The organism is Paludisphaera sp. (assembly GCF_037189885.1).
Lineage (GTDB): Bacteria > Planctomycetota > Planctomycetia > Isosphaerales > Isosphaeraceae > Paludisphaera.
The window spans coordinates 17,041-40,446 of the sequence record NZ_JBBCIR010000040.1; the positions used below are offsets into that span (position 1 = coordinate 17,041).

The following is a 23,406-nucleotide window of genomic DNA, read 5'->3' on the forward strand; positions in this document are numbered from 1 at the left end:
CCCTGTCGTCCATGGCTCAAGACGAGGCCCGCGCCGACTCCGCGTCGCGGGCGTGGGGGGCGGGCGCGGCGTCGTCAAGGTCGGCGGCTTCGCCGGCTTCGGGGCCGGGCTCGGGCGTGGGGACGGGGTCGGGGCGGAGGGCGAAGAGGACCAGGGTGCAGGCGCCGCAGACGAGCATGACGTCGGCGACGTTGAAGATGGCCCAGTTGAAGCCCACGGAGTCGACGTGGAAGTGGACGAAGTCGCGGACGTGGCCGAAGACGAGGCGGTCATGGCAGTTGCCGATCGCGCCGGCCATGATGAGGCCGAGGGCCACGGTCAGCGGGAGGCTCGCCGCCGCGCCGCCGACGAACAGCCAGCCGACGATCGCCGCGCCGGCGACCACCGAGAGGCCGGCGAAGATCAGGCTGCTGTGCGGCACGCTCCGGCCGAAGCCCCAGAGGGCGCCCTTGTTGTAGCTGGTGCGCAGCTCCAGCACCTCGCCGACGACCGACCGCGGCGGGGACCCCGGCTCGCCGACCGCCTGGAAGACGATCGACTTGGTGGCCAGGTCCAGCCCCGCGCCGCCGAGGGCGAGGGCCAGGAACAGGAGGATGCGGCTCGCGAAGACGCGGGGCGTCATGCGGGGTTCTCCAGCTTCCGCGCGCATTCGATGCAGTGCGGCGTGTAGGGGAGGGCCTGGAGCCTGGCCTTGGCGATCGGCCCGCCGCACTCCTGGCAGGCGCCGTAGCCGCCGGCGTCGACGCGGTCGAGGGCCGCGTCGATCATCCTGAGCGTCTCCTGCTCGTTCTGGATCAGCCCCAGGGTGAACTCCTGGTCGAAGTTCTCGGTGCCGACGTCCGCCATGTGGAGCGGGACGTTGGAGAGGTTGGACTGGTCGTCGCCGCGGCCGAGCGCCTCGTCGGTCATGCGGTCGACGTTGCCACGGAGGCGGTCCGACAGGCCCTCCAGCAGGCGGCGATACGAGGCGACTTCTTCCGGCTTGATGCTGGCGGACATTGCGACCCGTCCCTTCCCCCGTTAAGTTGACGACCCCGCGAGGCGGCCCCGGCGGCCGATCGCGGCCCGCCCGCCGGCCCCATCCCCCACACTACACCGACCGTCGGGCCCAAGGCCACCCCTATCCCCTCCCCCGCCGCCGGGCGATTTGACCCCCGCCGCCGATCGGGTAGGATCGATCGGGGATGGCTTCCGACCATCCCCCCGCCCCAGATTGGAACGACGAGCCGTCCCGGGAAGATGACCGCGCCCGGCGCAGACGCAGCGGACCTCGCGGTCGAGGCCCCCCGCCATGAGCACCAGCCCCAAGACCATCTTCGTCACCGGCGCGACCGGCCTCGTCGGCGGCCACGCGGTCGAGGAGGCCCTCGCCCGCGGCCACCGCGTCAAGGCGCTGGTCCGCGCCTCCAGCGACACCCGCAAGCTCGACGAGTGGGGCGTCGAGAAGGTCCTCGGCGACCTGGAGGACGCCGACGCCCTGGCCCGCGGGGCCGAGGGGACCGACTGGATCTTCAACTGCGCCGCCAAGGTGGGCGACTGGGGGACGCTGGCGGAGTTCCGCCGCCTCAACGTCGAGGCCCTGCGGCTCCTGCTCGACGCGGCCGTCGCCGCCAAGGTGGGGCGGTTCGTCCACGTCAGCTCGCTGGGCGTCTACGAGGGGCGCGACCACTTCGGCACCGACGAGACCACCCCGCCGGCCGCCGACTCGCTCGACGCCTACACCCGCTCCAAGACCGAGGCCGAGGCCCTCGCCCTCAAGTATTGCAAGGAGAAGGGCCTCCCCGTCGCGGTCGTCCGCCCCGGGTTCATCTACGGCGAGCGCGACCGCACCGTTCTTCCCAAGCTGCTGACGAACCTCAGGCGCGGCACGTTCGCCTACTTCGGCTCGGGCGAGCAGGCGCTGAACTGCATCTACGTCAAGAACCTCGTGCACGGCATCTTCCTCGCCGCCGAGAGCCCCGACGCCGTGGGGGAGACCTTCAACCTGACCGACGGCGAGCCCGTCAGCAAGCGCCGATTCGTGGGGAGCGTCGCCGAGCTGGCCGGGCTCCCGGCGCCGAAGCGGAAGATCCCGCTGAAGTTGGCGAAGTTCCTGGCCACCGTCGTCGAGGGGGGGGCCCGGCTCCGCGGCCGGAAGGACGCCCCCATCATCAACAAGGCCCGCTACAAGTTCCTGGGCCTCCACCTGGACTACTCCATCGAGAAGGCCCGCCGCGTGCTGGGCTACGCCCCGCCTTACGGCTTCGACGAGGGCATCGCCCGGTCGATGGCCGAGCACGCCCCGGCCGAGGCCCACGCCGCGGCCCGCGGCTGACCGGCGGCCCTACCCGCTTACGACACGACCCGACACGACTCGAACGAGGGAGCGAACCCGATGAGCAGTCTCGGCGGCAAGACCGCGGCCGTCCTGGTCGAGAAGCTGTACGAGGACCTGGAGCTTTGGTACCCGGTGTACCGCCTCCGCGAGGCCGGCTTCGACGTGAAGATCGTCGGCCCGAAGGCGGGCGAGTCCTACGCCTCCAAGCACGGCTACCCGGCCAAGTCGGACGTGGCCGCGGCGGACGTGAAGGCCGACGACTTCGACGTCGTCATCATCCCCGGCGGCTACTCGCCCGACCACATGCGCCGGACCCCGGCGATGATCCAGCTCGTGGCCGACGCCGCGAAGCTCGGCAAGGTCGTCGGCGCGATCTGCCACGGCCCCTGGATGCTCTGCTCCGCGCGCTGCATCCAGGGCCGCAACGTCACCGGCTTCTTCGCGATCAAGGACGACGTCGAGAACGCCGGCGGCGTCTGGCAGGACGGCGCGTGCGTCCGCGACGGCAACATCGTCACCAGCCGCACCCCGGACGACCTCCCCGCCTTCATGCAGGGGATCCTCGCCACCCTGGCCCAGCAGGCCTGACCCGACGCGGGGGGCGGTCGGCCGGCGCGCGGCCTTCCGCCCCCGGTCCCTGGTCGACGCGGCCCCGGCCGCTTACAATGCACGTCCCTGACCGCCCGGCGCCGTCGCCGGCCTTGACCGACCCCCTTCGCGAGCCGAGACGTCCATGACCGCCGAGCCGCGATCCAAGATGGTGATCCTGGGCGTGGGCGACGACGGGACGGCCGGGCTGACCGAGGCCGCCCGCCGCGTCCTGGCCGAGGCCGACCACGTCCTGGGCGCCCCCTCGGCGCTGGGGCTGGTCGGCGAGATCGCCGCGCGCAAGGAGGTCCTGGAGCCCGAGATGCCCGCGGCGCTGGAGCAGGTCCGCGCGGCGATGTCGTCGCGGCGGCCGGTCCTGGTCTGCGGCGGCGACCCGCTGTTCTACGGCGTCGCCCGCTACGTCTGCGACCGCCTGGGCAAGGACGGCTTCGAGGTCGTCCCCCACGTCAGCAGCATGCAACTGGCGTTCGCCCGCGTGAAGGAGAGCTGGGAGGACGCGTACCTCGCCAGCCTGTCCGACCGCCCCCTGGCGACGGTGGTCGACCGGATCCGCACGGCCGAGAAGGCCGGCCTGTTCCCCGACGAGCGGCACACCCCCGCGGAAGTGGCCCGGGCGCTGCTGGGCCAGGGCATCGACTATTTCCGGGCGTACGTCTGCGAGAACCTCGGGTCGCCCGACGAGCGCGTGACCCAGGCCGAGCTGCCCGAGCTGGCGGCGATGGAGTTCTCGCCGCTGAACGTGCTGATCCTGGTCCGCGAGCCGGGCCGGCCAGACCGCGCCGCGGGGGGCGAGGGGGGGCGTCGCCTGTTCGGCAACCCCGACGACGCCTTCGCCCAGGGGGAGCCCGTCTCCGGGCCGGTGACGCAGGCCGAGGTCCGGGCGATGGCCCTGGCGCAGCTCGACATCCGGCCGACCTCGGTCGTGTGGGACGTCGGCGCCGGCAGCGGGTCGCTGGCGATCGAGGCGGCGCGGCTCGCCACGCTGGGGGCGGTCTACGCGATCGAGCCCGAGGCGGCCGTGCTGGCCCTGCTGCGGCGGAACGCCGAGGAATTCGGGGCGACGAACGTCCGCGCCGTGGACGGCCGCGCGCCGGAGGCGTTCGCCGACCTGCCCGACCCGGACGCCGTGTTCATCGGCGGCCTGACGCGCCAGTTCGACCCGCTCATCGAGGCGGCCTTCGCCCGGCTGCGGCCGGGGGGGACGCTGGCGGTGAACGTGGCGACGGTGGAGGCGCTCTCGTCGACCTACCTGGCGATGAAGCGGCTGGGGGCCCCGGCGCGGGCCTGGAACGTCATGATCGCCCGCGGCGTCGAGCAGATGGAATCGCTCCGCTTCGACGCCATCCCCCCCTCGTTCCTCCTGGCCGCCACGAAGCCGGCCCCGTCGCGGGGCTGAGCCGGGCGCGAGGGCGGGCGGACGAGCGAGCGGGGTCCAGACCAACCGGAGGACGAGCCGAGGATGCCAGCGACCGACGACGTGGAACTCGACCTGATCGCCGTGGGCGCCCATCCCGACGACGTCGAGATCGCCTGCGGCGGCACCCTCGCCCGGCTCGCCCGCAAGGGCTACGCCGTCGGGATCGTCGACCTGACCGACGGCGAGCCGACCCCGAGATCCCCCGGCCCCGACGTCCGCCTGGAGGAAGCCCGCCGCGCCGCGGAGATCCTCGGCGTGACCCGCCGGTTCAACCTGAACCTCCCCAACCGCCGCCTGTTCGACGACTTCGAATCGCGCGTCGCGCTGGCGAAGATCTTCCGGCGGCATCGGCCCAAGGTGGTCGTCGGCTTCGGCGGCCGGACCGTCATGGCCTCGCCCGACCACTACCAGGCGATGCTCATCACCGACGCCGCCGTCTTCTACAGCCGCCTCACCAAGTGGGACGAGCACTTCGACGGCCTCCCCCCTCACACGATCGCGAATCAATTGAGTTTCCCGCTGGCCCTGCATGGATTAGACTTGCCGGAGTCGTCCGGCTTCGTCATCGCCGACGTGGGCCCCACCCTGGACGTGAAGCTGGAAGCCATCCGCTGTTACGAGACACAATTCCCGGCGCGCAAGGTAGGGATCTTCGACGCCGTGGAGACCATGAACCGCTATCACGGGCTGACGGCGGGGTTCGAGGCGGGCGAGATCTTCCTGACGTATCGGTCCATCGGCGTCGACGACCTCATGCGCTGGGCGAGCCCGGCGCACGCGCGCACATGACCCCCCGGCCCCCACGGGCCGTCCCGCGTCGATCATCGAGGAAGAGAAGGCGACTCTCGTGGCCCTGTTATTCAGCCTCAAGCGATGGTGGCGGCGCAAGTTCGGCGGCGGGACCGGCCGCGACCCGGAGGCCACCGACGAGTTCGCCACCCTCTCCTCGCTGACCCTCGACCCGGGCCGCCTGCGGCTCAGGGTGGGCGTCGTCTCGGTGCGCGGCAATTACCGCGAGCACAACGAGGACAACTATTTCGTCCCCGGCCGCCGCCCCGTCCGATACGACGGCTCGGGGGACAGCGGCGAGACCTCGGCCGTCACGCTCGACCCGCCGAACCTGTTCATCGTGGCCGACGGCATGGGGGGCCAGCACGGCGGGGAGCAGGCCAGCCTGATGGCCGTGGAGCTGATCCCGCGCGAGGTCGCCAAGCGGCTCGCCCCCGGCGACGCCGAGCCCCGCCACGTCCAGGAGGCCATCCGCGAGGCCGTGGCCCAGGTGAACCAGGAGATCCTCGGCAGCTCCGGCGCCATGACCGAGTTCGCCAACATGGGGACGACCGTGGTCCTGGCCCAGTTCCTCCCGGACAAGGTCTACGTCGCCGGCCTGGGGGACTCCCGCGCCTACCGCCTCCGCGACGGCGTGATGGAGTGCCTCACCAAGGACCACTCCCTCGCCCGCGCCCTGCTCGACGCCGGCACCATCACGGCCGAGGAGCTGGACAACCACAAGTTCCGCAACGTCCTGTATCTCTACCTGGGGAGCAAGGACGCCCGGACCGGGCCGGAGGACTTCCGCGTGATGGACGTCCGCCGCGGCGACCGCTTCCTCATGGCCAGCGACGGCCTCACCGGCGTCATCGCCGACGACGAGATGGCCCGCGTCCTGGGGACCGTCGACGACCCCCAGGAGGCCGCGGCCCTGCTGAAGAACCTGGCGCTGGCGAACGACTCCAAGGACAACATCACCTGCCTGATCGTCCACGTCGTCGCCCACGAGTGAGCCGCTCGCGGCGGGCGGCGCGCCTCGGATCCACATGGCGGTGAAGGTCGGGCGATGATCGGGCTGGATGAGTTCCTGGAATGCGTGGGCCGCTCGGGCCTGGTCCCCCCGGCCGAGCTGGCGTCCCTGCGCGCCTCCGCCGGCCGCGACGACGCCACCGCGCTGGCGCGCCGGATGGTCCAGCGCAAGCTCCTGACGCAGTACCAGGCCGGCAAGCTCCTCGCCGGAGCGACCCGCGGCTTCTTCCTGGGGGGCTACCGCGTCCTCCGCCAGCTCGGCGAGGGGGGCATGGGCAAGGTCTACCTCGCCGCCCACGAGGAGGACGGCCGCCAGGTGGCCATCAAGGTCCTCCCCCCCCGGCGCGCCCAGGAGCAGGCCAACAGCCTCGCCCGGTTCAAGCGCGAGATGGAGCTGTCCTCGCGCTGCAACCACCCCAACGTCGCCCGCACCCTGACGTTCGGCCGCGACGGCGACGTCCACTTCATGGTGCTGGAGTACATCCCCGGCCTGAGCCTCTTCGAACTCGTCAAGGACGAGAGTTACGGGCCATTGCGGGTGGCGACGGCCGCGAAGCTGTTCCTGCGGATCGTCGACGGCCTGGAGGCGGCGCACGCCGCCGGGCTGGTCCACCGCGACATCAAGCCCTCCAACGTCATGATCACCCCGGAGGGGGACGCCAAGATCCTCGACCTCGGCCTGGCCAAGGCGCTCGGCGAGGAGGGGGGCCTGACGCGGGCCAACACCCTCCTGGGGACGCTCGACTACGCCAGCCCGGAGCAGCTCAGCGACGCCACCCGCGCCGACGCCCGCAGCGACCTCTACAGCCTGGGCTGCACCCTCTACTTCGCGCTCGCCGGCGCGCCGCCGTTCGAGGGGGGCGACGCCATCAACAAGATCTACAAGCAGCGGATGGACGACCCCGAGCCGATCGAGAAGGTGGCGAAGGGGGTCCCCGCCGCCTTCGGAGCGATCGTCCGCAAGCTCATGGCCAAGGAGCCGGCCGACCGCTACCAGTCCTGCGCCGAGCTTCGCGTCGACCTGGCGCGCTGGACCGACCCGCTCTATGTCCGGTCGCTCCTCGGCCCCGGCGGCGAGCCGGCCCACGCCTTCCACCCGCCGCCGCCGATCCTGGAGGAGGACGACCTGCGCCTGCTCGCCGCCGACTCCAGCCCGAGCGTCATCTCGATCCGCGACCTCGGCGAGGCCGAGCCCGCGCCGGCGCCGCGACGCCGCCAGCCCCCGCCCCCCGTCGCCGCCCGCTACCGCCCCCCCCACGGCGCGTCGCGGCCCGGGTTCTTCGACGACAGCCGATGGCTCCTGCACTTCTCGCTGCTGGCCCTGGCCATCGGCCTGGTCGCCATCCTCGCCATCGCGCTACTCGCCCCTTGACCGACGGCGAGGCGCGACGCGAGAGCCGTCGGCGCGTCAATCGTCGTTGCGGCTCGGTTGAGCCGCGTCGACCAGCTCCACCTTGGGGGCCGGAGGGAGGCCCATCGCCTGGGAGGGCTCGATCCGACGCTTGCGGGCGTGGGGTTCCAGCTTTTGGGCGGTCCCGGTCTCCAGGGCGCGACGGATCGCCTCGACGATCCGGACGTCGCACCAGCCTTCCTCGCCGTCGGGCTCCGGGTCCTTGTCCTCGATGATGCAGCGCGAGAAGTAATCGGCCTCGGTGCCGAACTGGTCGGTCTCGGGGTGCGTCCGGTGCTGGGTCTCGCCGCCGGCCTTGACGTCGTACTCCAGGCCGACGCCGTACCCGAACGCCGGCCGGAACGCGATGCTCCCCTTGGTGCCGACCAGCTCGTATTGCTCGTACTCGTCCATGGCGTAGGAGACGACGAACGAGGCCAGGGCGTCGTCCGGGAACCGCAGCGTGACGCTGACGGTGTCGTCCAGGTCGAACCCCCACTCGGCGTATCGCGAGGCGACGGCGTGCACCTCGATCGGCTCGGCCCCGAAGTACTGCCGGCAGGCGTTGATCGGGTAGACCCCCAGGTCGTACACCGGGCCGGCGTCGAAGCCGTGCTTCGCCCGGTGGTTCTCCGGGTCGAGGGCCTGCGAGAACGTGGAGGTGAACAGGCGAGGCGCGCCGATGGTCCCGTCGCGGACCTGCTCGATCGCGGCGACGGTGGCCGGCTCGAAGTGGAGCCGATAGGCGATCATCAGCTTCGCGCCGCTCTCCTCGGCGGCGGCCATCATCTCCTTGCACTCGCCCTCGGTGGTCGCCATGGGCTTCTCCAGCAGGACGTGGATGCCCGCCTTGAGCGCCGGGACGACGTAGGGCGTGTGCAGGTGGTTGGGCGTGGCGACGTACAGCGCGTCGACCACGTCGTCGGCGATGAGCTTGTCGAGGTCGTCGTAGTGGTAGACCGCCAGGTCGCCGTAGGTTTCTCGCATCGCCTCGGCCTTGTCGGTGTCGCCGGTGACGATGGCCGTGATCGTCGAGTTCTTGGTGTTGCGGACGCCGGGCATGAACGAGCCCTGGGAGATCGCCCCCACGCCGACGATGCCGTAGCGGACCTTGCCGTTGGTGACGCGCCTGGCCTTGCCCATGACTGGACCTTCCCTCCGGTTTTCCCGCCAGCCACGGATCCCGAGGAAGGTCGCGCCAAACGGTCTTCCCCCCTGGTGGGGGAAGACAGACTCCGAAGGAGTCAGATGAGGGGGGGCTTGCCCGGGGAGCATCGGAGTTCGGGAGACGGCCCAGGCCGTCGGCCTCGGGAGGCCCCTCCCAACTCCAATGCTCGAGTCGCTCGCCCCCCCCTCATCCGGCCCTTCGGGCCACCTTCCCCCACCAGGGGGGAAGGCCGTCATGATGGTCCCCCCGAATCCATGCCGGCCGGCGTGCCTTCGACGCCGACGACCATCGGGCCGCCGATCCGCCGGGGGGATGGACGCAAACGGCGTACCCGGTTCAGGCGGTGACCGGATCCTTGGCGAGGCGGGCCCGCGAGCAGGGGGCGTGCGGATGGGCTTCGGCGCGGTGGGCGGGGGCGTGGGCCACGGCGGCGTCGGGGGCGTCGGTGTAGCAGGGCCAGGTCAGGTAGGCGACGGCCTCGGCGGGGTCGCGGGCGACCTGGGCCTCGACCTCGGCGAGGTAGGCGGCGAGGAGCTGCTCAGGGCGCGCGGGGCTCGCGGCGTCCAGCGGCTTGAACTCGATCGCGAACCGGCCGGCGTCCAGGTGCCGGCAGAAGACGAGGAAGACCGGCGCGCGCGTCAGGCAGGCCAGCTCGGCCCAGACGGCGAGGAACGGGTGCTCGCGCCCCAGCAGGCGGCAGGTCCGGGTGTTCGGGCCGTCCCAGACGATGTCGCCGTTGAGGTAGAGGGCGTGGCCGTCGCGGAGCGCGGCGCGGGCCTGCATCATCCGGCCGACGGCCGCGGCGGGGGCCATGTCGCGCCTCAGGAAGAACTCGGCCTGTGGGTACGGGGCGACGGCCGCGTCGAAGCGGCGGTCCAGCTCGCGCGAGACGTGCTTGGGGCGCTGGACCAGCGCGCGGATCGCCGGCTCGCGGCGGAACAGCCAGTGCATCCCGGCGACGTGCGCCCCCATGTGGCTGCCGACCAGGATCGCCCCCCTGCCCTTGGCCATGGCCTCCCGGACCGCCTCGAAGCCGACGGCGTCGAAGCGGGCGAGGGCCTCGGCGTCGGTCGCGCCGTCGAGCGGGTAGTCGCGCGCGGTGAACCGCGCGGCGCTCTCGGCGAGGTCGCGCCAGGCGGCCTTGCCGCCGTCGCGCCGCAGCAGCGCGTCGACCCGGTCCATCGCCCCCTTCAGCCGGGCGCGGCGGCCGGGCCGGAGGTACGTGGAGATCCAGCCCGCCCTCCGCACGATCGCGTCGGCCCGCTCCGGCGACATCGCGCCGAGCCCCGGCAGCAGCATCTCGTAGAAGTAGAACTTCCAGGTGAACATGCGGCGGGCGATGTGCTTCACGGCGTCATTCCCCCCCGACGGCCAGGGCCTTGAGCTTCTGATAATCGACCTTGTCGGTCGAGGTCGCCGGCAGCCGGTCCAGGAACGTGATCCGATCCGGGATCATGTAGTTCGGCAGGTGGATGGAGCAGTGCCGCTTCATGGCGATGAGCGACTTCTTCCCCTCCGGCTTCATGGCGACGAACGCGGCGATCGAGACGCCGGACTCGTCGCTGCTGGAGACCACCGCGGCCCGGTCCACCTCGTGATGGCGATAGATGGCCGATTCGATCTCCCCCAGCTCGATCCGGTATCCCCGCTTCTTGACCATGCGGTCGCGACGGCCGTGGAAAAGATAGCACCCGGAACCGTCGTCGACGACGAGATCGCCGGTGCGATACCACCTCTCGCCGCGATCATCGGCGAAGAAGGCCGCCTCGGTGAGATCGTCGCGGCCGAAGTAACCCCGCATGACGCCCGGGCCGGCGATGACCAGCTCCCCCTGCGTCCCGGCCGGCAGGGTCCGCCCCTCCTCGTCCACCACCCGGCCGACCAGCGGCGGGCAGGCGTGGCCGATCGGGAACGGGCCGTCCTGGGCGTCGTCGATCGTCGCGGGGATCTTCAGCGCGGTGCAGACGTTGGTCTCGGTCGGCCCGTAGAGGTTCCACAGGTGGGAGTCGGGCCAGAGGCTCCGCAGCTTCCTCAGCGGGGCGATCGGGAAGACCTCGCCGGCGAACAAAACCAGCCGGGGGGCGACGAAGCCGGGGCGGTCGAGCCGGCCGTGCTCGGTCATCATCGCCAGGATCGAGGGGGCGGAGTACCAGACGGAGATCCGCCGCTCCTGGATGAAATCGCCCAGCGCCGCGGGCTCCTTGGCGAGCGTCTCGTCGATCAGGACGAGCGTGCCCGCGTTCAGGGCGCAGACGAAGAGGTCGAATATCGACAGGTCGAAGTGGAAGGGGGCGTGCGAGGAGTAGCGGTCGCCTTCCTCCCAGGGGCCGAGGGCGTCGCGGCACCAGTCCAGGAAGGTGAAGGCGTTGGCGTGCGAGAGCATCACCCCCTTCGGCTTCCCGGTCGACCCGGAGGTGAACAGGATGTAGGCCAGGTCGTCGTGGTGTCGCGGCGGGGGCGTGGCGCTGGGGGCGTCGTCGGCCATGACGGCGTCCCACGACGCCTCGCCGGGCGCGGGCTCGCCGGCCGGGTCGCCGTCGCCGACGACGATCAGCCGGGGGGCGTCGGCGCGGTCGGCCCAGGCCTCGCGGAGCGCGGGGGCCAGTTTCGACGAGACGACGACCGCCTTCGCGCCGCTGTCGGTGAAGATCCCCTCGGCGCGGCCGGCGGGGCCGGTGGGGTCGACGGGGACGTAGACGGCGCCGGCCCGGAGGGCCCCGTGGATGGCGGCGACGGCCTCGATGCTCTTGGGGAGCCAGAGGCCGACGCGGTCGCCCCGGCCGACCCCCCATCGGGCCAGGCGGGAGGCGACGCGGTCGGCGGCGCGAAGCAGCTCGGCGTGGGTCAGGGAGCCGCCGCGGCCGTCCTCGACGGCGGCGCGCCCGGGGTGGGCGGCGGCGGCCTCCTCCAGCAGTCGGCTCAGGTGGCGTCCGTCCATGGCGGCTGGTCCGTCCGTGTCTCGGGTCGCGGCTTCGGTCAAGTTGCGGGGCGTCCGGTCGGGGTCAGGGCAGGTCCTCGGGCAGGGCCGATTCCTCCGCCGCCTTCCGGCCGGGGAACAGGAGTTCGTACCGGCCCTGGTCGGTGACCAGGTGGTGCGTCAGGGCCTTGAAGAGCCGTTCGTGCCCCTCGGCGTTGGGGTGGTCGTCGTAGGCGGCGATCTCCAGCCGGGCGGGGTTGATGCCGTCGAAGGTGTCGGTCAGGTCGTAGATCGGCAGGTCGTGCCGCGCGGCCATCGCCTGGAGCCGGCCGACGGAATCGGCCCGCGCCTTGGGGTCGGAGTCCTTGCCGACGCGGGGGATGATGATCATCATCAGCGGGAGGTCCATCGACCGGCAGTCCCCGGCCAATTCGGCGAGGGTCTCGTCGTACAGGTCCCACTGCAAGGGGTCGAGCTTCCGCTTGATGGCCTCCTTCGCCGGCAGGTTGCCGCGGGCGTCGACCTTGCGGTCGGCGTCGGTGATCCCGGCGCGGGCGACGGCCTCCCGGACGAACTCGTAGGGGAGGTCGGCCTGGATGCGGAAGACGTCGCACATGTGGATCTCGGCCAGCCGGGTGTCCAGCATCGTCGACGAGAAGACCACCAGGTCGGGCTGGAACTCCTTCGCCTTGCGCCGGAACGACTCCAGACGCTGGAGCGGGCTGTAGGCCGCCACGGCGAAGTTCAGCACCTCGAACTTGCGCGTCGAGGCGAAGCCCTGGCGCTCGGCGTGGACGTTCAGCCATTCCTGGAGCCGGTGGGCGTAGTCGTCCTGATACCGGACGCCCCAGCCCATGTCCATCGACGCGCCCAGTAGCGCGATCCGGAAGACGCCCGGCGGCTTCTCGACGGAGACCTCGGGGCCGTGCATGCCGTGCGTATTGGTCACGAACGGCTGGCCGAAGAGGACGCTGTCGATCTCCGGGATCAGCTCGAAGTGGAGGAAGTCGCCGGCGAGGTGGCGGACGACGCCGGCGTCGTTGAACCGGGCCCAGCCGTTGGGCTTGCCCATCAGCTTGAGCGTCAGCTCGCCGCGCCCGGAGGGGCCCTCGGCGCCGCCGACGAGGCCCTCGTAGTAGCCGGTCGCGTGGTGGTCGCCGTCGGCCCTCTCCGCGGCGTTCGACCGGGCCGCCGTGATGATCCGGTCGGCCCGGGTCCAGCCCGCGGGGGCGGGGATGAGCGCCAGGGCGAGCAGGCCCGCCGCCTGGAGCATCGCGACCCTGGCGTCGCGCAGCGATGTGGTCTGGATGAGCGCCATGCCGTTTCGGATCCTCCTATGTCACGACGCGCGGAGGCCGCGGGCCAGCAGGTCGAGCCAATCGCCGACGGTCGGGCTGTTCCAGAGCGACCACAGCAGGACGATGGTGACGAACGTGGCGGCCGTCTTGGCCGACCGGATCGCCAGCGCCTTGTAGTCCACGCCCGGCGGCGGCTCGTCGGCCCTGGGCCTGAGCCTGGGCCTCGCCGGCTTCTTGCGGGCGTCGAGCTGGACGTTGACCATCACCAGGCCGCCGAGCACAGTCCAGAAGATGGCGTCGGGGACGGTGAAGCCCCAGTCGCCCCGCAGCCAGAACGACTGGTAGCCGTGCAGCAGCCACGTCACGACGAAGACCGCCGCCGTCGCCGCCGCCAGCGCCGCCGGCTGGGGCCACTTCTTCAGTCGGAAGACCACCGGGTTGAACACCAGGCGGACCATGAAGTCCTTCCAGTAGATGTTGATCCGGCGCCAATAATCGGTGAATCCGGTCGCCAGCAGGTAGCGGTGGTGCGTGTCGGGGAGCTGGTAGCCGAACAGGTGGAGCATCCCGCAGGCGATGTGGAACTGCCCGGAGACCTGCAGGTACACCAGGTAGTTGAACACCAGGAACCCCATCAGGCTCCACGGCCCGGCCACGTCGGCCGACGAGATCAGCAGCTCCTGGTCGATGATCCGATACAGGATGAGCTGGACCACCCCCCGGAACGTCATGTCCAGTCCCCGGCGCTGGACGTCGTGGACGTCGCCGGCGAGGAACCCGCGCTGCCACGTCCGGTAGTCGACCACCGGGAAGAGCATGAAGCAGAAGTTCGGCAGCAGGAAGAAGTAGCCGACCGTGTCGATGACCGGCTCGGGCTTCCTGGCGTGCTTAAGCTCATACATGTAGATGAGCAGGCGGAACATGAACATCGAGCCGAGGACCGGCCAGACGACGGTCGACGCCTGCTCGAATAGGGCCACGGGGCGGCCGAACGAGAGGAACGTCGCGATGGCGACGAGCGCCGCGACGCGGAGGTTCCAGGAGATCGGCAGGCGGGTGACGCCGATCATCAGGGCGGAGAGCCCCACGATCACCGCCCCGGCGTCCGCGCCGAAGACCAGGAACAGCCCGGCGACCGAGGCGGCCAGGAAGACGGCCTTCTTCCACCGGTACGGCGCGAGGTAGTGGATCGGCAGCGCGACTCCCGCCACCTGGAGCAGCACCTGGAAGGCGCGGCCCTCGGTCGCGTAGACGCGGCAGACCGCCAGGATCAGGCCGAAGAACAGCAGGTTGCGCAGGAACGGGACGACGGCCCGCTTGCAGTTCTTCGGCTCGTCGGCGTACAGCCGGGCGATCATCCCCGGTCCCGGGCCGTCGTCGACGGGCGCGGGGGCCGGGGGGAGGTATCGCTGGTGCGGCGTCGTCCGCGACGTGGCCGGGTTCCCGACGTTTGGCCCCATGGACGGTCCCTTCCTCGAACCTTCCGGGCCGTCGACGCCCGCGCGATCGGCGGGGGGGCCTCCGGCCTCATCGTCCTTGAATCGATCCCGCGCCGCGCGTCACCGCCGCGGGGGAGTCACGATCCGTCGTCGGCGTCGGGATGGGGGGCCGCGGCTCGTCGGCCCGAATCAGGATCGCGGGGCCGACCCGTCCTTGGGTCGGTATCCCCGCGATCGTCACCATCCCTGGTACGCTCAGGAGATCAACGTCGGGTTTTCCCGCCGCGATCTTCCCTTGTTTTCCGCCTAGGTTCCCTTTCGGCCCTCGGGCCGGGCTGACACGAGGGGCGATTTAACCCGCGTCCGCCCATGCTGTCAACCCGACTGCCGGCCCGGCCGCGACTTTCGGTCTCGGCGGCCCAAGGCCGCCTCGACACGGTCCGTCGACCCGTCTTCTAGGCGACGTCCGGCCCCGCGCCGGCCCGTCTCTCTTGCGCGAACGTCCGATTCGTCGCCGCCGTCGCGACGCCCGTCTCGGCGACTTGAGTCGGACCCCGTCGCCGGCCGATGCGAAGAGGGCGATCCTTGGCCGCGCCTCCCTCGCCTCGCGAGGCCATCGACCGAGCGTCCCTCCTCCCCCCGCGGGAGTAGGGAGGGAGTTCGTCCTGGACCGTCGCCCATGCGAACCGCGCCGAATGGCGCGGCCACCCCACGAGAGCCACGCCATGTCCATGCCCCGTCGATCGTTCCTCCTCCTCCTCGCCGCCGCGACCCTCCCCGCCTCGGCCCGCGCCCAGGTCGCGACGGCGCCGCTCGGCGTGGCGAGCCTGCGCGACATGGACGAGGCGCAACTCCAGGCGATCTATCGCCAGGGCGTGGTGGCGGGCCTGCCCCCGGGCCGGATGCGCGGCACGGCCCTCCCCGCCCCCGGGAAGCGCCGCAACGCCGCGATGTCGTCCTTCGGCCGGCTGGTGTGGCAGGGGAAGGTGGTGGATGAGTCCGGCACCGTCGCCGTCAATCGCTTCTTCGGCGTCCCGGCCATCAAAGGCCGACTCTACCAGGGCGAGAGCTGGCTGGACGGCGGCCCCGCGCTCATCCTCGACTACGCCGGCACCTCGCGCCTCTACGCCGACAACCGCGACGAGATCCGCCTCATCGCCCCCGGCCTCTACCTCGGCCTGATGCACAGCCGCTCCACCAACCCGCCGAAGCTCACCACCTACTTCGTCATCGAGACGGAGTGACGAGCCGGCGGCCCCCCCGCCGCGCCCGCCAGCCGGCCGCGGCGGCCATCAGCCCGAACACCGCCCACGTGCCCGGCTCCGGCACGGCGTTCGGCGTCAGGAGGAACATCGAGGATTCGCCCTCGGGGTTCTTCCCCCAGCCGAGTATCTGGCCGTTGTCGTTGATGCTCAGGGCGGCCACGGACGACCATCCGGAGCCGGGGGGGAACAGATCGATCAACTTGTGGACAGTGGTCTCGCCCACCGCGGCGTAGAAGTAATCGCGATCCCATTTCACGCCGCTCGGACCTTCCTCGACGACCCGGGCCAGCCTGCCGACCATCTCGCCGGAGGCGTTGAGGTCGGTGCCGCGAATGGATGTCCAGTAATCGTCCTGGAGCCGCATGGCGCGCCAGTGGTCCTCGGTGTAGGGGAAGTTGGGGTTTCCGACAAAGGTCTGCATGATCTCCCGCACCGGGTAGGCCCCGGCCCCCCCCCGTGACGATCATGAACCGCCCGTCCGGCGTCCCGTCCATGACCTCGGCCCACTTGATGGCGCGCCCGGGAAGGCGGGGCTCCCATCCTCCCCCCCCGAGATCGAATGTTGGGACATCGCCCACGATGGTGCGGATCGGCTGGTCGATGACGTTGCCGTCGTTGCCGAGCCCTTCCCCGGGGTGGACGGCCGGGTCCAATTCGATGACGGTGTAGGCGCGCAGCGGCGCGGCGTGGGCGGCGGTCGCGAGGGCGAGCAGCCCCAGCGTCGCGAGACATTGGCACGCGAGACGTCGGACGGCGCGCGACATGGCAAGAATCCTTCCCAGGGTGCCTCTCCGGACTCGCGGCTGAATCCGTCAAGCCCTATCGTCCTCGACTGTAGCGATAAGGGCGAATCGGTCAACACGATTGACGGATGCAATCAACCGCCACGGATCGACTCCCGTTGCCCGCCTTGACGCTTTCCGATAGCTTCCCGCGCGATCCCCGACGGCTGGGGGGCGTGCGAGGGGGCGCGACATGGCGAGGGCGCTTCGAAGGTGGGGGCTGGAGGCGGTGGCGGCGGGGCTGGCGGGGGTGATCTTCCTCGCCTGCCTGGGTTCGCTGGAGCTTTGGGGGAAGCGCGAGCAGCGGCTCGCGGCCGAGGCGCTCGACACGGTCGAGAACGGCCGATGGCTGGTGGCGACGATCCAGGGGCGGCCCCGCCTGGAGAAGCCCCCCCTGCCCCGATGGACCATCGCCGCGCTGACGACGGCCGCCGGGCGCTGCGATGAATTCCTCGTCAGGCTCCCGGGCGCGATCGCGGCGCTGGGGACGGTCGCCCTCACCTATATGATCGGGCTCCGATTGGGGGGCAGGCGGCTGGGGCTGGTCGCCGCGATCATCCTATCGACCACGCCGCTGTTCATCGCCGAGGCGCGCCAGGCCGGGCAGGACGCGCCCCTCGCCTTCTTCACCACGCTGGCGGTTTACGCCGCGCTCCGGGCGACGGACGGCGGGCGAAGGGACCGCGGGACGGCCCCGACATTCATCCCTTCTCCCCTCGGGCGAGAAGATGGCCGGCGGCGCATCCCGGGCGCGGTCCATCTGATTGTGGCGCGGGCGTCCCGCCCGCACGGTGCCGGCTCGCGCGTGCAGGCGGGACGCCCGCACCACAAAAGACGAGCCGCCGGCCACCGGTTGCGCGCCCCCTCATCCGGCCCTTCGGGCCACCTTCTCCCACGAGGGGAGAAGGGATGTCCCTCCTCGCCCGTCACGAACGGCACCGACGGCGCGCGACGATGGGAGAAGGCATCGGTGGCGCCTCTCGCCGCGGCGCTCGTCTTCCACGCGGCCCTCGGGCTCGGGTTCCTCTGCAAGGGGCCGGTGATCCTGACGATCGTCGCCGCGGCGCTCTTGCCTTGGGGGGTCGCCTCGGCGAAGGCCCGATCGATCGCCCGCCTGGCGCTCCATCCGGTCGGCCTGCCGATCGGCCTGGCGTTGGCGCTCGGCTGGCCGGCGGCCGTCTGGCTGGGCGAGCCGAACGCGGCGGGGGTCTGGACGGCGGAGATCGGCCAGAAGACCGGGGCGCTGGCGATCGCCCATCGCGAGCGCGTCGGCTTCCTGCTCCAGTGGCCGGCGATGGTCCTCCCCTGGGTCGTCGCGGGCGCGGCGGGGCTGGCCCTCCCGTTCCGGCGCGGCGGCGACCGTCGCGCGTGGGTCGGCTGGTCTTGGTCGGTCGGGACGGCGGCGTTCCTGGGCTGCTGGGCCGTGGCGAAGCCCAACTACTATGTACCCTGCCTCCCCGGCTTCGCGCTCCTGGCCGGGGCCGCGTGGATCGGGCTCGAACGTCGCGCCGCGACGGGAGAGCGGCGGGCGCGCCTCCTGCTGGATCTCCAGTGGGGACTCTGGTCGATCCTCGGCGCCGGCGCGCTGGCGATGGCCGGCCGGGCGCTGGGTATCTCCAGCCCCGGGTGGTGCGCCGCGATGGCCGCGGCGGCGGCCGTCGCGGGGGCCGTCGGCGCGATCGCGTCGCGGCGAGGCCGGGGCGCGACGGCGATGCTCCCCGCGGTGGCGGCGACGGCCTTCGTCGTGGTCGTCGGCTATGGGGTCGTCGCCCCGGGGGCCAACCCGGCGCGCGGCCATTCCGGGATCGCCCGCGCCATCGACCGCGCCGTCCCCCCCGAGGTCCGGACGCTCCACTTCTTCCACGAGCTGGACGAGGGGCTCTGGTTCTACCTGAGGGACCGCCGCCTGGTCGCGGTCCCCGGCAGCCAGCCCCGGTACAACGACGCCTACGACAACATCGCCGCCGGCGCCCCGCCGCGCCGGCTGGCCCTCCGCGCCGGGGCGATCCTCGCCGACTGGCTCCACGAGGCTCCCCCCAGCGGCTCCTACCTCCTGTTGCGGGACAAGGTGAACGACGCCCTGTCCGGCGAGCTGGCGGACGCCGCCGTCCCCCTCCTCCGCGAGCGCGACGCTCGGAGGAACGGCCTCGTCCTGCTCCACCTCCCCGCCTCCCCACGCGCCGCCGCGGCCGATCGAGAACGCCGCTGAGATTCGCGCCGGCAAGCGGGACCGATCGGCGAGAGCTTGCCGACGAAGGAGCCCCCGCCGAAGCCGCCGTCCGTGACGATCGCGGAAGCCCTGGCGGCCTGACCTTGACGATTCTCCGGGATCGACCCGCGCCCGACCTTGCGCCGTCGGCACATCTTCGCGGACCCCGACGATCGGCAAACCCATCGACGTAAGGCGTTGGCACAAAAGGCGAAGCGGGTTCAAGGCCCCAGGCCGGGATGACGATACTTCAGGTGACTCGCCCAGGGGAACAATGAACCGAAGGCGAGAAGCGGACGGGAGCACCGAATTCAGGTGACGTCGAATCGCGGGGGGGCTGGAAGGCCCCGGGTCCCGGGAAGACCTAGACCGCGGAGCGACGTCATGGATGACCGAAACGAGACGAGGTCGAGCGACACGGTCGACCGGGATCGCGGTCCTCGTTGGAAAGTTACTCTAGGAGAGCTTTCTCCCATGTTGAAGCCCTTGACGCTGACCCTCAGCCTCGCCCTGGCCCTCGGGTTCTGCACCGCGGCGATGGCTCATGGCAATGACGCCGGCTGCACCACCTGCGGCCTGGCCTCGCCCCAGGCGTCGCCCCAGGCCTCGCCCCAGGGCTACCTCCCGACGGTCGCCGACTGCAACGAGTGCGTGCCGGCCAAGAAGTGCAAGCTGTTCGGCCACCTGGGCGGCAAGCTCGACAAGGCCCACTGCAAGCTGAAGGGCCTGCTGCACCCGCCCGTCACCTACGAGTGGGTCCTGAAGAAGAAGCGCCTCTGGGGCCACAAGAACGATTGCGGCGGCTGCGACTCCGGCTGCGGCCCGGTCGAGACCGTCTACCCGACCTCGCAGGTCGTCCCCTCGGGGCAGATCGCCCCGGCCCCGCAGGCCTTCCCCGCCCCGCAGGCCTTCCCGGCCCCGCAGGCGGCCCCGCAGGCCTACGGCACCGGCCAGCACGCCTACTCCGGCCGCCCGGCCTCGACCGTCGCCCTCGGCGCCGAAGAGGCTCCCCCGGCCCCCCAGATCAAGACCGGCGGCCTGCTGCTGCCGACCCCCGAAGGCGAGTGACGCGAGTCGCTGACCTGACCGGGTGAATCGAAACCCGATTCAACGCAAGGGCCCGACGACGCAACCCGCGTCGCCGGGCCCTCGGCGTTTCGAACGCCTCCCGCCGGCGCGTTTCCAGGCTCCGATCGGCCCCGTCGAGGGTGCCGAACCGCGAGCAAGCCCCGAGGCTTGCGCCCCTCCTGAAAACACATGCTTGCAACCAAATTAGCACTCAATACCGCGCCATGACATGCCGATCCGACTGCATCACGCAGGACACGGTTCCCCAAGGTTTTCTTTTCGGCGGACATGGACATACGTCCGAGAAGCTGACTACAATCCCCCCGCCTGATCCGATACGTCATTCGAGTTCGGGCGAGACGTCGGCTTCATCTCCAACTCTCCAGGAGGTCGAACGCATGTCCCATCACCCATCGAGGGAACGGCGCGCCTTCACGCTGATCGAGCTGCTGGTGGTCATCGCCATCATCGCCGTCCTGATCGCGCTGCTGCTGCCCGCCGTCCAGGCGGCGCGCGAGGCCGCCCGGCGCGCCCAGTGCGTCAACAACCTGAAGCAGCTCGGCCTGGCCGCGCACAACTACCTGTCCCAGCAGAACGTCTTCCCGCCGCTGGTGCAGAACCGGTCCAACATGACCGCCGCGGCCTGGCCGGCGGGGTTGGACCACTGGCCGCTGGACTGGACGGCCTCGCTCCTCTCGCAGATCGAGCAGGCGCCGCTTTATAACTCCCTGAACTGGGCGTTCGGCGGCGGCAACGGCCAGGCGACGTTCCCGGTCAACACGACGGTCCTCCGGACCATCGTCGGCAGCATGCAGTGCCCGTCGGAGAGCTCCCGGGTGCCGACCAACGCCTGGGGCTGGAAGAGCTACGTCGCCAACATGGGCGGGCCGGCGTGCATCGACGTCTTCAACGGCGCCCTGGTCCCCCTGCGGCACGACCCCGGCCAGTACCCCGGCGTCTCCACGATCGACGGCATGCCGAGCAACAACTGCAACCCGAGCGGCCCCGAGGGCTTCACCGACGGCACGTCGAACACGGCGATGTTCAGCGAGACCCTGCTGGGCACGGGGCCGGTCGCGAACACCATCACGATCGCCACGACGAGGCGCAAGTCGGTCTACCTGTTCGCCAGCGGGCTGAACATCGGCTTCAACCTCGGGGGGGCCACCGGCCAGGCGCAGGCGCTCCAGTTCGTGAACACCTGCAAGGCCCTCCCCGGCACCACCGCGGGCTACGGCAACCTGGCCCCGGCCAACGGCAACTTCTGGGTCACCGGCCACGCCGGCTCGACCGCCATGTACGACTCGTACAACCACTGGCTGGGCCCGAACGCCGCCGGCTGCTACAACGCGGCCGACGGCAACACCGGCGGCTGGGGCAACCCGCTCGACGGCATGCCCCCCAGCAGCAACCACTCCGGCGGCGTCAACGTCTGCATGGCCGACGGGAGCGTCAAGTTCGTCAAGGACTCCATCGCCATTCCGACATGGTGGGCCCTCGGCAGCCGCAACGGCGGCGAGGTCGTCAGCAGCGACGCCTACTGATCCCGGCCGACGGCCCGATGTCGGATCGGGGGCCCGGCGCGTCGCGCCGAGGCCCTCGGCCCGTCTTTCCACGCCCGTCCCGACCCACTCCCCCTCCGGAGGTACCTCCCGATGCGCAAGTTCCTGATCCCCGCGGTGCTCGCGGGCCTGGTGGCGGCCTCCCTCCCCGGCTGCGGCGGCGAAAGCGACGAGATCCCGGTGTCGGAAGACGCCCCCAAGCAGGCCGACTTCGACGCCATGAGGGCCATGATGGATTCCAAGGCCAAGGTCAAGACGAAGAAGGCCGACTGAGGCCCGCGACGGCGCGAGGGGGCGGGAGGACGCGATGGGGCGGATCCGAGGGCGGACGATCGCCGGGGTGGCGGCCCTGGTCGCGACGGCCGCGATCGGCGTCGCCTGGCTCTGGCTGGCCTCCCGCCCGCCCGACCCCGCCGCGCTGCTGGCCCGGGCCCAGGCCGACTTCCAGGCCGGTCGCCACGAGGACGCCCGCCGGGCGCTCGACCTCCTGGCGACGGTCCGCCCCCCCCGCCCGATGGACCGCATGGCCAGGGCCCAGGTCGCCCAGGCCCAGGGCCGCGACGACGACGCCGTCGCCGAGGCCGGCGCGATCCTGGACGACCCCGCGCTGGGCCCCCTCGCCCACCTGCTCGCCGGCCGCGTCGAGATCGCCCGCCATCGCCTCCGCCCCGCCGAGGCCCACTTCCTCAAGGCCGCCGAGGGCCTGCCGGGCGAGCCCCAGCCGCATGAGGAACTGGCTTATATCTACAACCTCCAGCACCGCTGGGCCGATTTCGACCGCGTCATGCTGGCCCTCTCCGACCGTCGCGCCCTGACGTTCGAACGCCTGGCCCACTGGGGCAAGTCCCGCCACGCCGCCTGGAACCCGCGCGAGGACTGCGAGGTCCTCGCCGCGTGCGTCGCCGCCGACCCCGACGACCGCGCGTCGCGGTTGGTCCTGGCCGAGGGCCTCTACCGCATGAACGACGTCCGGGGGGCCGAGGAGGCCCTGGCCCCCCTCCCGGCCGACGACATCGACGCCGTGGCGCTCCGCGCGTCGTTCGCCGTCGAGCGGGGCGACGACGAGGAGGCCGAGCGGCTGCTCCGCGACGTCCCCCCCGACGCCGCCGCGCCGGCCGAGGTCCGCGCCCGCCTGGCGCTCAAGCGCGGCGACGTCGAGGCCGCCGTCGCCGGCTTCCGCCTGGCGCTGACGGCCCGGCCCGAGGATCGCGGCCTGTTGCACGGCCTGGGGACCGCGCTTCGCCTCGCCGGCGACCCCGACGCCGCCGCCGAGTGCTTCCGCGCCGCCGAGCTTCACGACGCCCTCTTCCCGCTGATCGCCCGCGCCGCGACCACCGAGGGCACCCGCGACCCGACCCTCCCCCCGCGCCTCTCCGCCGCCTGCGCCGCCGCCGGCCGGCTCCCCGAGGCCCTCGCCTGGGCGCGCCTCGCCCTGGCGGACGACCCCCTCGACCGCGAGGCCCAGGCCACCGCGCACCGCCTGGAGCGCGAACTCGGCCCGCGGTAGCCGACACGTCGCGTCCCGACAAAAATTCCGGATTCCTGAAATCCCGCCGACGCCGGCGCTGACCCTACAGGCGTTCGATGGCGGTGTTCCTTGGCAATCCGGAAGCAGAGACCAGCGACGGGCGATCGCCCATGACGATCGCGCGACTCGGTCCGAACTCGTCCCCCATCACCCCGGTCTGCCGACCCGACACGTTCAGGATGGCATCCGAGCCCACCGCTCGCCGTCGCCGAGCGTCCCTACACCCCTCGTGGGAGAAGGTGGCCGAAGGCCGGATGTGGGGGAATCCGCAAGCCACCGGTCGCGCGCCCCCTCATCCGCCCCTCCGGGGCACCTTCTCCCACGAGGGGAGAAGGGGGGAACGCGCCCGTGGAGCCGTCGACGAGAAAGCGTCGCGTCGTCAGCCCGGTGGGAGAGGGGACGCGCGTTTCACGCTCGACGAATCCGGGATCGATCGAAAACCACTTCGAAAACGACGAACGAAGCCAAGTTGATTTCGCCGCAATGGTTTTCCAGTCGGCAACTTGCGTCCAAACCACGGAAAGCCGCGGCGCGCGAACGAAGCCAACTCGCGCGGCCGCCCGCGGTTGTCGCGCCGGGCGTTTCCTGCGAGGATGGTCCGGCGGCCCTCGCCCCGCCAGGGCCCGTCAACGCAGGC

Annotated in this window: 20 protein-coding genes; 12 read left to right on the forward strand and 8 right to left on the reverse strand. The window is 71.7% G+C overall.

What is annotated here, in order from left to right:
- Positions 1-16: 16 nt before the first annotated feature.
- Together lspA and WG209_RS13380 are read right to left on the reverse strand one after the other, a co-directional pair.
- On the reverse strand, positions 17-622 hold the full coding sequence (lspA, locus tag WG209_RS13375; RefSeq protein WP_337175553.1) for a signal peptidase II: 606 nt from the start codon (positions 620-622) through the stop codon (positions 17-19).
- Complete coding sequence (locus tag WG209_RS13380; RefSeq protein ID WP_337175554.1) at positions 619-999, reverse strand: TraR/DksA family transcriptional regulator; 381 nt, start codon at positions 997-999, stop codon at positions 619-621. The genes lspA and WG209_RS13380 overlap by 4 nt, the downstream gene beginning before the upstream one ends.
- Before the next feature lie 292 nt (positions 1,000-1,291).
- On the opposite strand from WG209_RS13380, the gene WG209_RS13385 reads away from it, so the two are divergent.
- The 6 genes from WG209_RS13385 (at position 1,292) to WG209_RS13410 (ending at position 7,515) form a co-directional block, all read left to right on the forward strand.
- The gene (locus WG209_RS13385) at positions 1,292-2,314 is read left to right on the forward strand and encodes an NAD-dependent epimerase/dehydratase family protein (RefSeq protein ID WP_337175555.1); all 1,023 of its coding nucleotides are present in this window, start codon (positions 1,292-1,294) and stop codon (positions 2,312-2,314) included.
- 60 nt (positions 2,315-2,374) lie between these two features.
- Positions 2,375-2,905, forward strand: a complete 531-nt coding sequence (locus WG209_RS13390) for a type 1 glutamine amidotransferase domain-containing protein (RefSeq protein ID WP_337175556.1) — start codon at positions 2,375-2,377, stop codon at positions 2,903-2,905.
- Positions 2,906-3,050: 145 nt separating this feature from the next.
- Entirely contained in the window at positions 3,051-4,322 is a 1,272-nt protein-coding gene (cbiE, locus tag WG209_RS13395; protein ID WP_337175557.1) for a precorrin-6y C5,15-methyltransferase (decarboxylating) subunit CbiE, read from the forward strand.
- A gap of 63 nt (positions 4,323-4,385) precedes the next feature.
- The gene (locus WG209_RS13400; protein WP_337175558.1) at positions 4,386-5,132 is read left to right on the forward strand and encodes a PIG-L family deacetylase; all 747 of its coding nucleotides are present in this window, start codon (positions 4,386-4,388) and stop codon (positions 5,130-5,132) included.
- Positions 5,133-5,190: 58 nt separating this feature from the next.
- Positions 5,191-6,126, forward strand: a complete 936-nt coding sequence (locus WG209_RS13405; RefSeq protein ID WP_337175559.1) for a protein phosphatase 2C domain-containing protein — start codon at positions 5,191-5,193, stop codon at positions 6,124-6,126.
- A 54-nt stretch (positions 6,127-6,180) separates the two neighbouring features.
- Complete coding sequence (locus WG209_RS13410; protein ID WP_337175560.1) at positions 6,181-7,515, forward strand: serine/threonine-protein kinase; 1,335 nt, start codon at positions 6,181-6,183, stop codon at positions 7,513-7,515.
- A gap of 36 nt (positions 7,516-7,551) precedes the next feature.
- On the opposite strand, the gene WG209_RS13415 is transcribed toward WG209_RS13410, so the two are convergent.
- The 5 genes from WG209_RS13415 to WG209_RS13435 all read right to left on the reverse strand — a co-directional run bounded on the left by WG209_RS13415 (position 7,552) and on the right by WG209_RS13435 (position 14,376).
- Positions 7,552-8,676 carry a Gfo/Idh/MocA family oxidoreductase gene (locus tag WG209_RS13415; RefSeq protein WP_337175561.1) on the reverse strand — a complete coding sequence of 375 codons (1,125 nt, stop codon included), beginning with the start codon at positions 8,674-8,676 and terminating at the stop codon, positions 7,552-7,554.
- A 361-nt stretch (positions 8,677-9,037) separates the two neighbouring features.
- On the reverse strand, positions 9,038-10,051 hold the full coding sequence (locus WG209_RS13420) for a hypothetical protein (RefSeq protein WP_337175562.1): 1,014 nt from the start codon (positions 10,049-10,051) through the stop codon (positions 9,038-9,040).
- Between the two features lie 4 nt (positions 10,052-10,055).
- Positions 10,056-11,639, reverse strand: a complete 1,584-nt coding sequence (locus WG209_RS13425) for an amino acid adenylation domain-containing protein (protein WP_337175563.1) — start codon at positions 11,637-11,639, stop codon at positions 10,056-10,058.
- A 64-nt stretch (positions 11,640-11,703) separates the two neighbouring features.
- Positions 11,704-12,936 carry a hypothetical protein gene (locus tag WG209_RS13430; RefSeq protein ID WP_337175564.1) on the reverse strand — a complete coding sequence of 411 codons (1,233 nt, stop codon included), beginning with the start codon at positions 12,934-12,936 and terminating at the stop codon, positions 11,704-11,706.
- 21 nt (positions 12,937-12,957) lie between these two features.
- Entirely contained in the window at positions 12,958-14,376 is a 1,419-nt protein-coding gene (locus tag WG209_RS13435) for a hypothetical protein (RefSeq protein ID WP_337175565.1), read from the reverse strand.
- Between the two features lie 704 nt (positions 14,377-15,080).
- On the opposite strand from WG209_RS13435, the gene WG209_RS13440 reads away from it, so the two are divergent.
- Entirely contained in the window at positions 15,081-15,599 is a 519-nt protein-coding gene (locus WG209_RS13440) for a hypothetical protein (protein ID WP_337175566.1), read from the forward strand.
- On the opposite strand, the gene WG209_RS13445 is transcribed toward WG209_RS13440, so the two are convergent.
- Positions 15,583-16,041, reverse strand: a complete 459-nt coding sequence (locus WG209_RS13445; RefSeq protein ID WP_337175567.1) for a PEP-CTERM sorting domain-containing protein — start codon at positions 16,039-16,041, stop codon at positions 15,583-15,585. The two genes, WG209_RS13440 and WG209_RS13445, sit on opposite strands and share 17 nt — an antisense overlap.
- A 554-nt stretch (positions 16,042-16,595) precedes the next feature.
- On the opposite strand from WG209_RS13445, the gene WG209_RS13450 reads away from it, so the two are divergent.
- The 5 genes from WG209_RS13450 (at position 16,596) to WG209_RS13470 (ending at position 22,748) form a co-directional block, all read left to right on the forward strand.
- Positions 16,596-18,611 carry a glycosyltransferase family 39 protein gene (locus WG209_RS13450; RefSeq protein WP_337175568.1) on the forward strand — a complete coding sequence of 672 codons (2,016 nt, stop codon included), beginning with the start codon at positions 16,596-16,598 and terminating at the stop codon, positions 18,609-18,611.
- Positions 18,612-19,085: 474 nt separating this feature from the next.
- Positions 19,086-19,679, forward strand: coding sequence for a hypothetical protein (locus WG209_RS13455; protein ID WP_337175569.1), 594 nt, complete (start codon positions 19,086-19,088; stop codon positions 19,677-19,679).
- A 398-nt stretch (positions 19,680-20,077) separates the two neighbouring features.
- On the forward strand, positions 20,078-21,223 hold the full coding sequence (locus WG209_RS13460; protein WP_337175570.1) for a DUF1559 domain-containing protein: 1,146 nt from the start codon (positions 20,078-20,080) through the stop codon (positions 21,221-21,223).
- A gap of 111 nt (positions 21,224-21,334) precedes the next feature.
- Entirely contained in the window at positions 21,335-21,514 is a 180-nt protein-coding gene (locus tag WG209_RS13465; RefSeq protein ID WP_337175571.1) for a hypothetical protein, read from the forward strand.
- A 34-nt stretch (positions 21,515-21,548) separates the two neighbouring features.
- Entirely contained in the window at positions 21,549-22,748 is a 1,200-nt protein-coding gene (locus tag WG209_RS13470; RefSeq protein ID WP_337175572.1) for a hypothetical protein, read from the forward strand.
- Positions 22,749-23,406 lie beyond the last annotated feature (658 nt).

Excerpts from the sequence above, each read along its gene's own strand:
- lspA (WP_337175553.1), bottom strand. The coding sequence starts at position 622 with ATGACGCCCCGCGTCTTCGCGAGCCGCATCCTCCTGTTCCTGGCCCTC.
- WG209_RS13380 (WP_337175554.1), bottom strand. The coding sequence starts at position 999 with ATGTCCGCCAGCATCAAGCCGGAAGAAGTCGCCTCGTATCGCCGCCTG.
- WG209_RS13385 (WP_337175555.1), top strand. The coding sequence starts at position 1,292 with ATGAGCACCAGCCCCAAGACCATCTTCGTCACCGGCGCGACCGGCCTC.
- WG209_RS13390 (WP_337175556.1), top strand. The coding sequence starts at position 2,375 with ATGAGCAGTCTCGGCGGCAAGACCGCGGCCGTCCTGGTCGAGAAGCTG.
- cbiE (WP_337175557.1), top strand. The coding sequence starts at position 3,051 with ATGACCGCCGAGCCGCGATCCAAGATGGTGATCCTGGGCGTGGGCGAC.
- WG209_RS13400 (WP_337175558.1), top strand. The coding sequence starts at position 4,386 with ATGCCAGCGACCGACGACGTGGAACTCGACCTGATCGCCGTGGGCGCC.
- WG209_RS13410 (WP_337175560.1), top strand. The coding sequence starts at position 6,181 with ATGATCGGGCTGGATGAGTTCCTGGAATGCGTGGGCCGCTCGGGCCTG.
- WG209_RS13415 (WP_337175561.1), bottom strand. The coding sequence starts at position 8,676 with ATGGGCAAGGCCAGGCGCGTCACCAACGGCAAGGTCCGCTACGGCATC.
- WG209_RS13425 (WP_337175563.1), bottom strand. The coding sequence starts at position 11,639 with ATGGACGGACGCCACCTGAGCCGACTGCTGGAGGAGGCCGCCGCCGCC.
- WG209_RS13430 (WP_337175564.1), bottom strand. The coding sequence starts at position 12,936 with ATGGCGCTCATCCAGACCACATCGCTGCGCGACGCCAGGGTCGCGATG.
- WG209_RS13435 (WP_337175565.1), bottom strand. The coding sequence starts at position 14,376 with ATGGGGCCAAACGTCGGGAACCCGGCCACGTCGCGGACGACGCCGCAC.
- WG209_RS13440 (WP_337175566.1), top strand. The coding sequence starts at position 15,081 with ATGTCCATGCCCCGTCGATCGTTCCTCCTCCTCCTCGCCGCCGCGACC.
- WG209_RS13445 (WP_337175567.1), bottom strand. The coding sequence starts at position 16,041 with ATGCAGACCTTTGTCGGAAACCCCAACTTCCCCTACACCGAGGACCAC.
- WG209_RS13450 (WP_337175568.1), top strand. The coding sequence starts at position 16,596 with ATGGCGAGGGCGCTTCGAAGGTGGGGGCTGGAGGCGGTGGCGGCGGGG.
- WG209_RS13455 (WP_337175569.1), top strand. The coding sequence starts at position 19,086 with ATGTTGAAGCCCTTGACGCTGACCCTCAGCCTCGCCCTGGCCCTCGGG.
- WG209_RS13460 (WP_337175570.1), top strand. The coding sequence starts at position 20,078 with ATGTCCCATCACCCATCGAGGGAACGGCGCGCCTTCACGCTGATCGAG.
- WG209_RS13465 (WP_337175571.1), top strand. The coding sequence starts at position 21,335 with ATGCGCAAGTTCCTGATCCCCGCGGTGCTCGCGGGCCTGGTGGCGGCC.
- WG209_RS13470 (WP_337175572.1), top strand. The coding sequence starts at position 21,549 with ATGGGGCGGATCCGAGGGCGGACGATCGCCGGGGTGGCGGCCCTGGTC.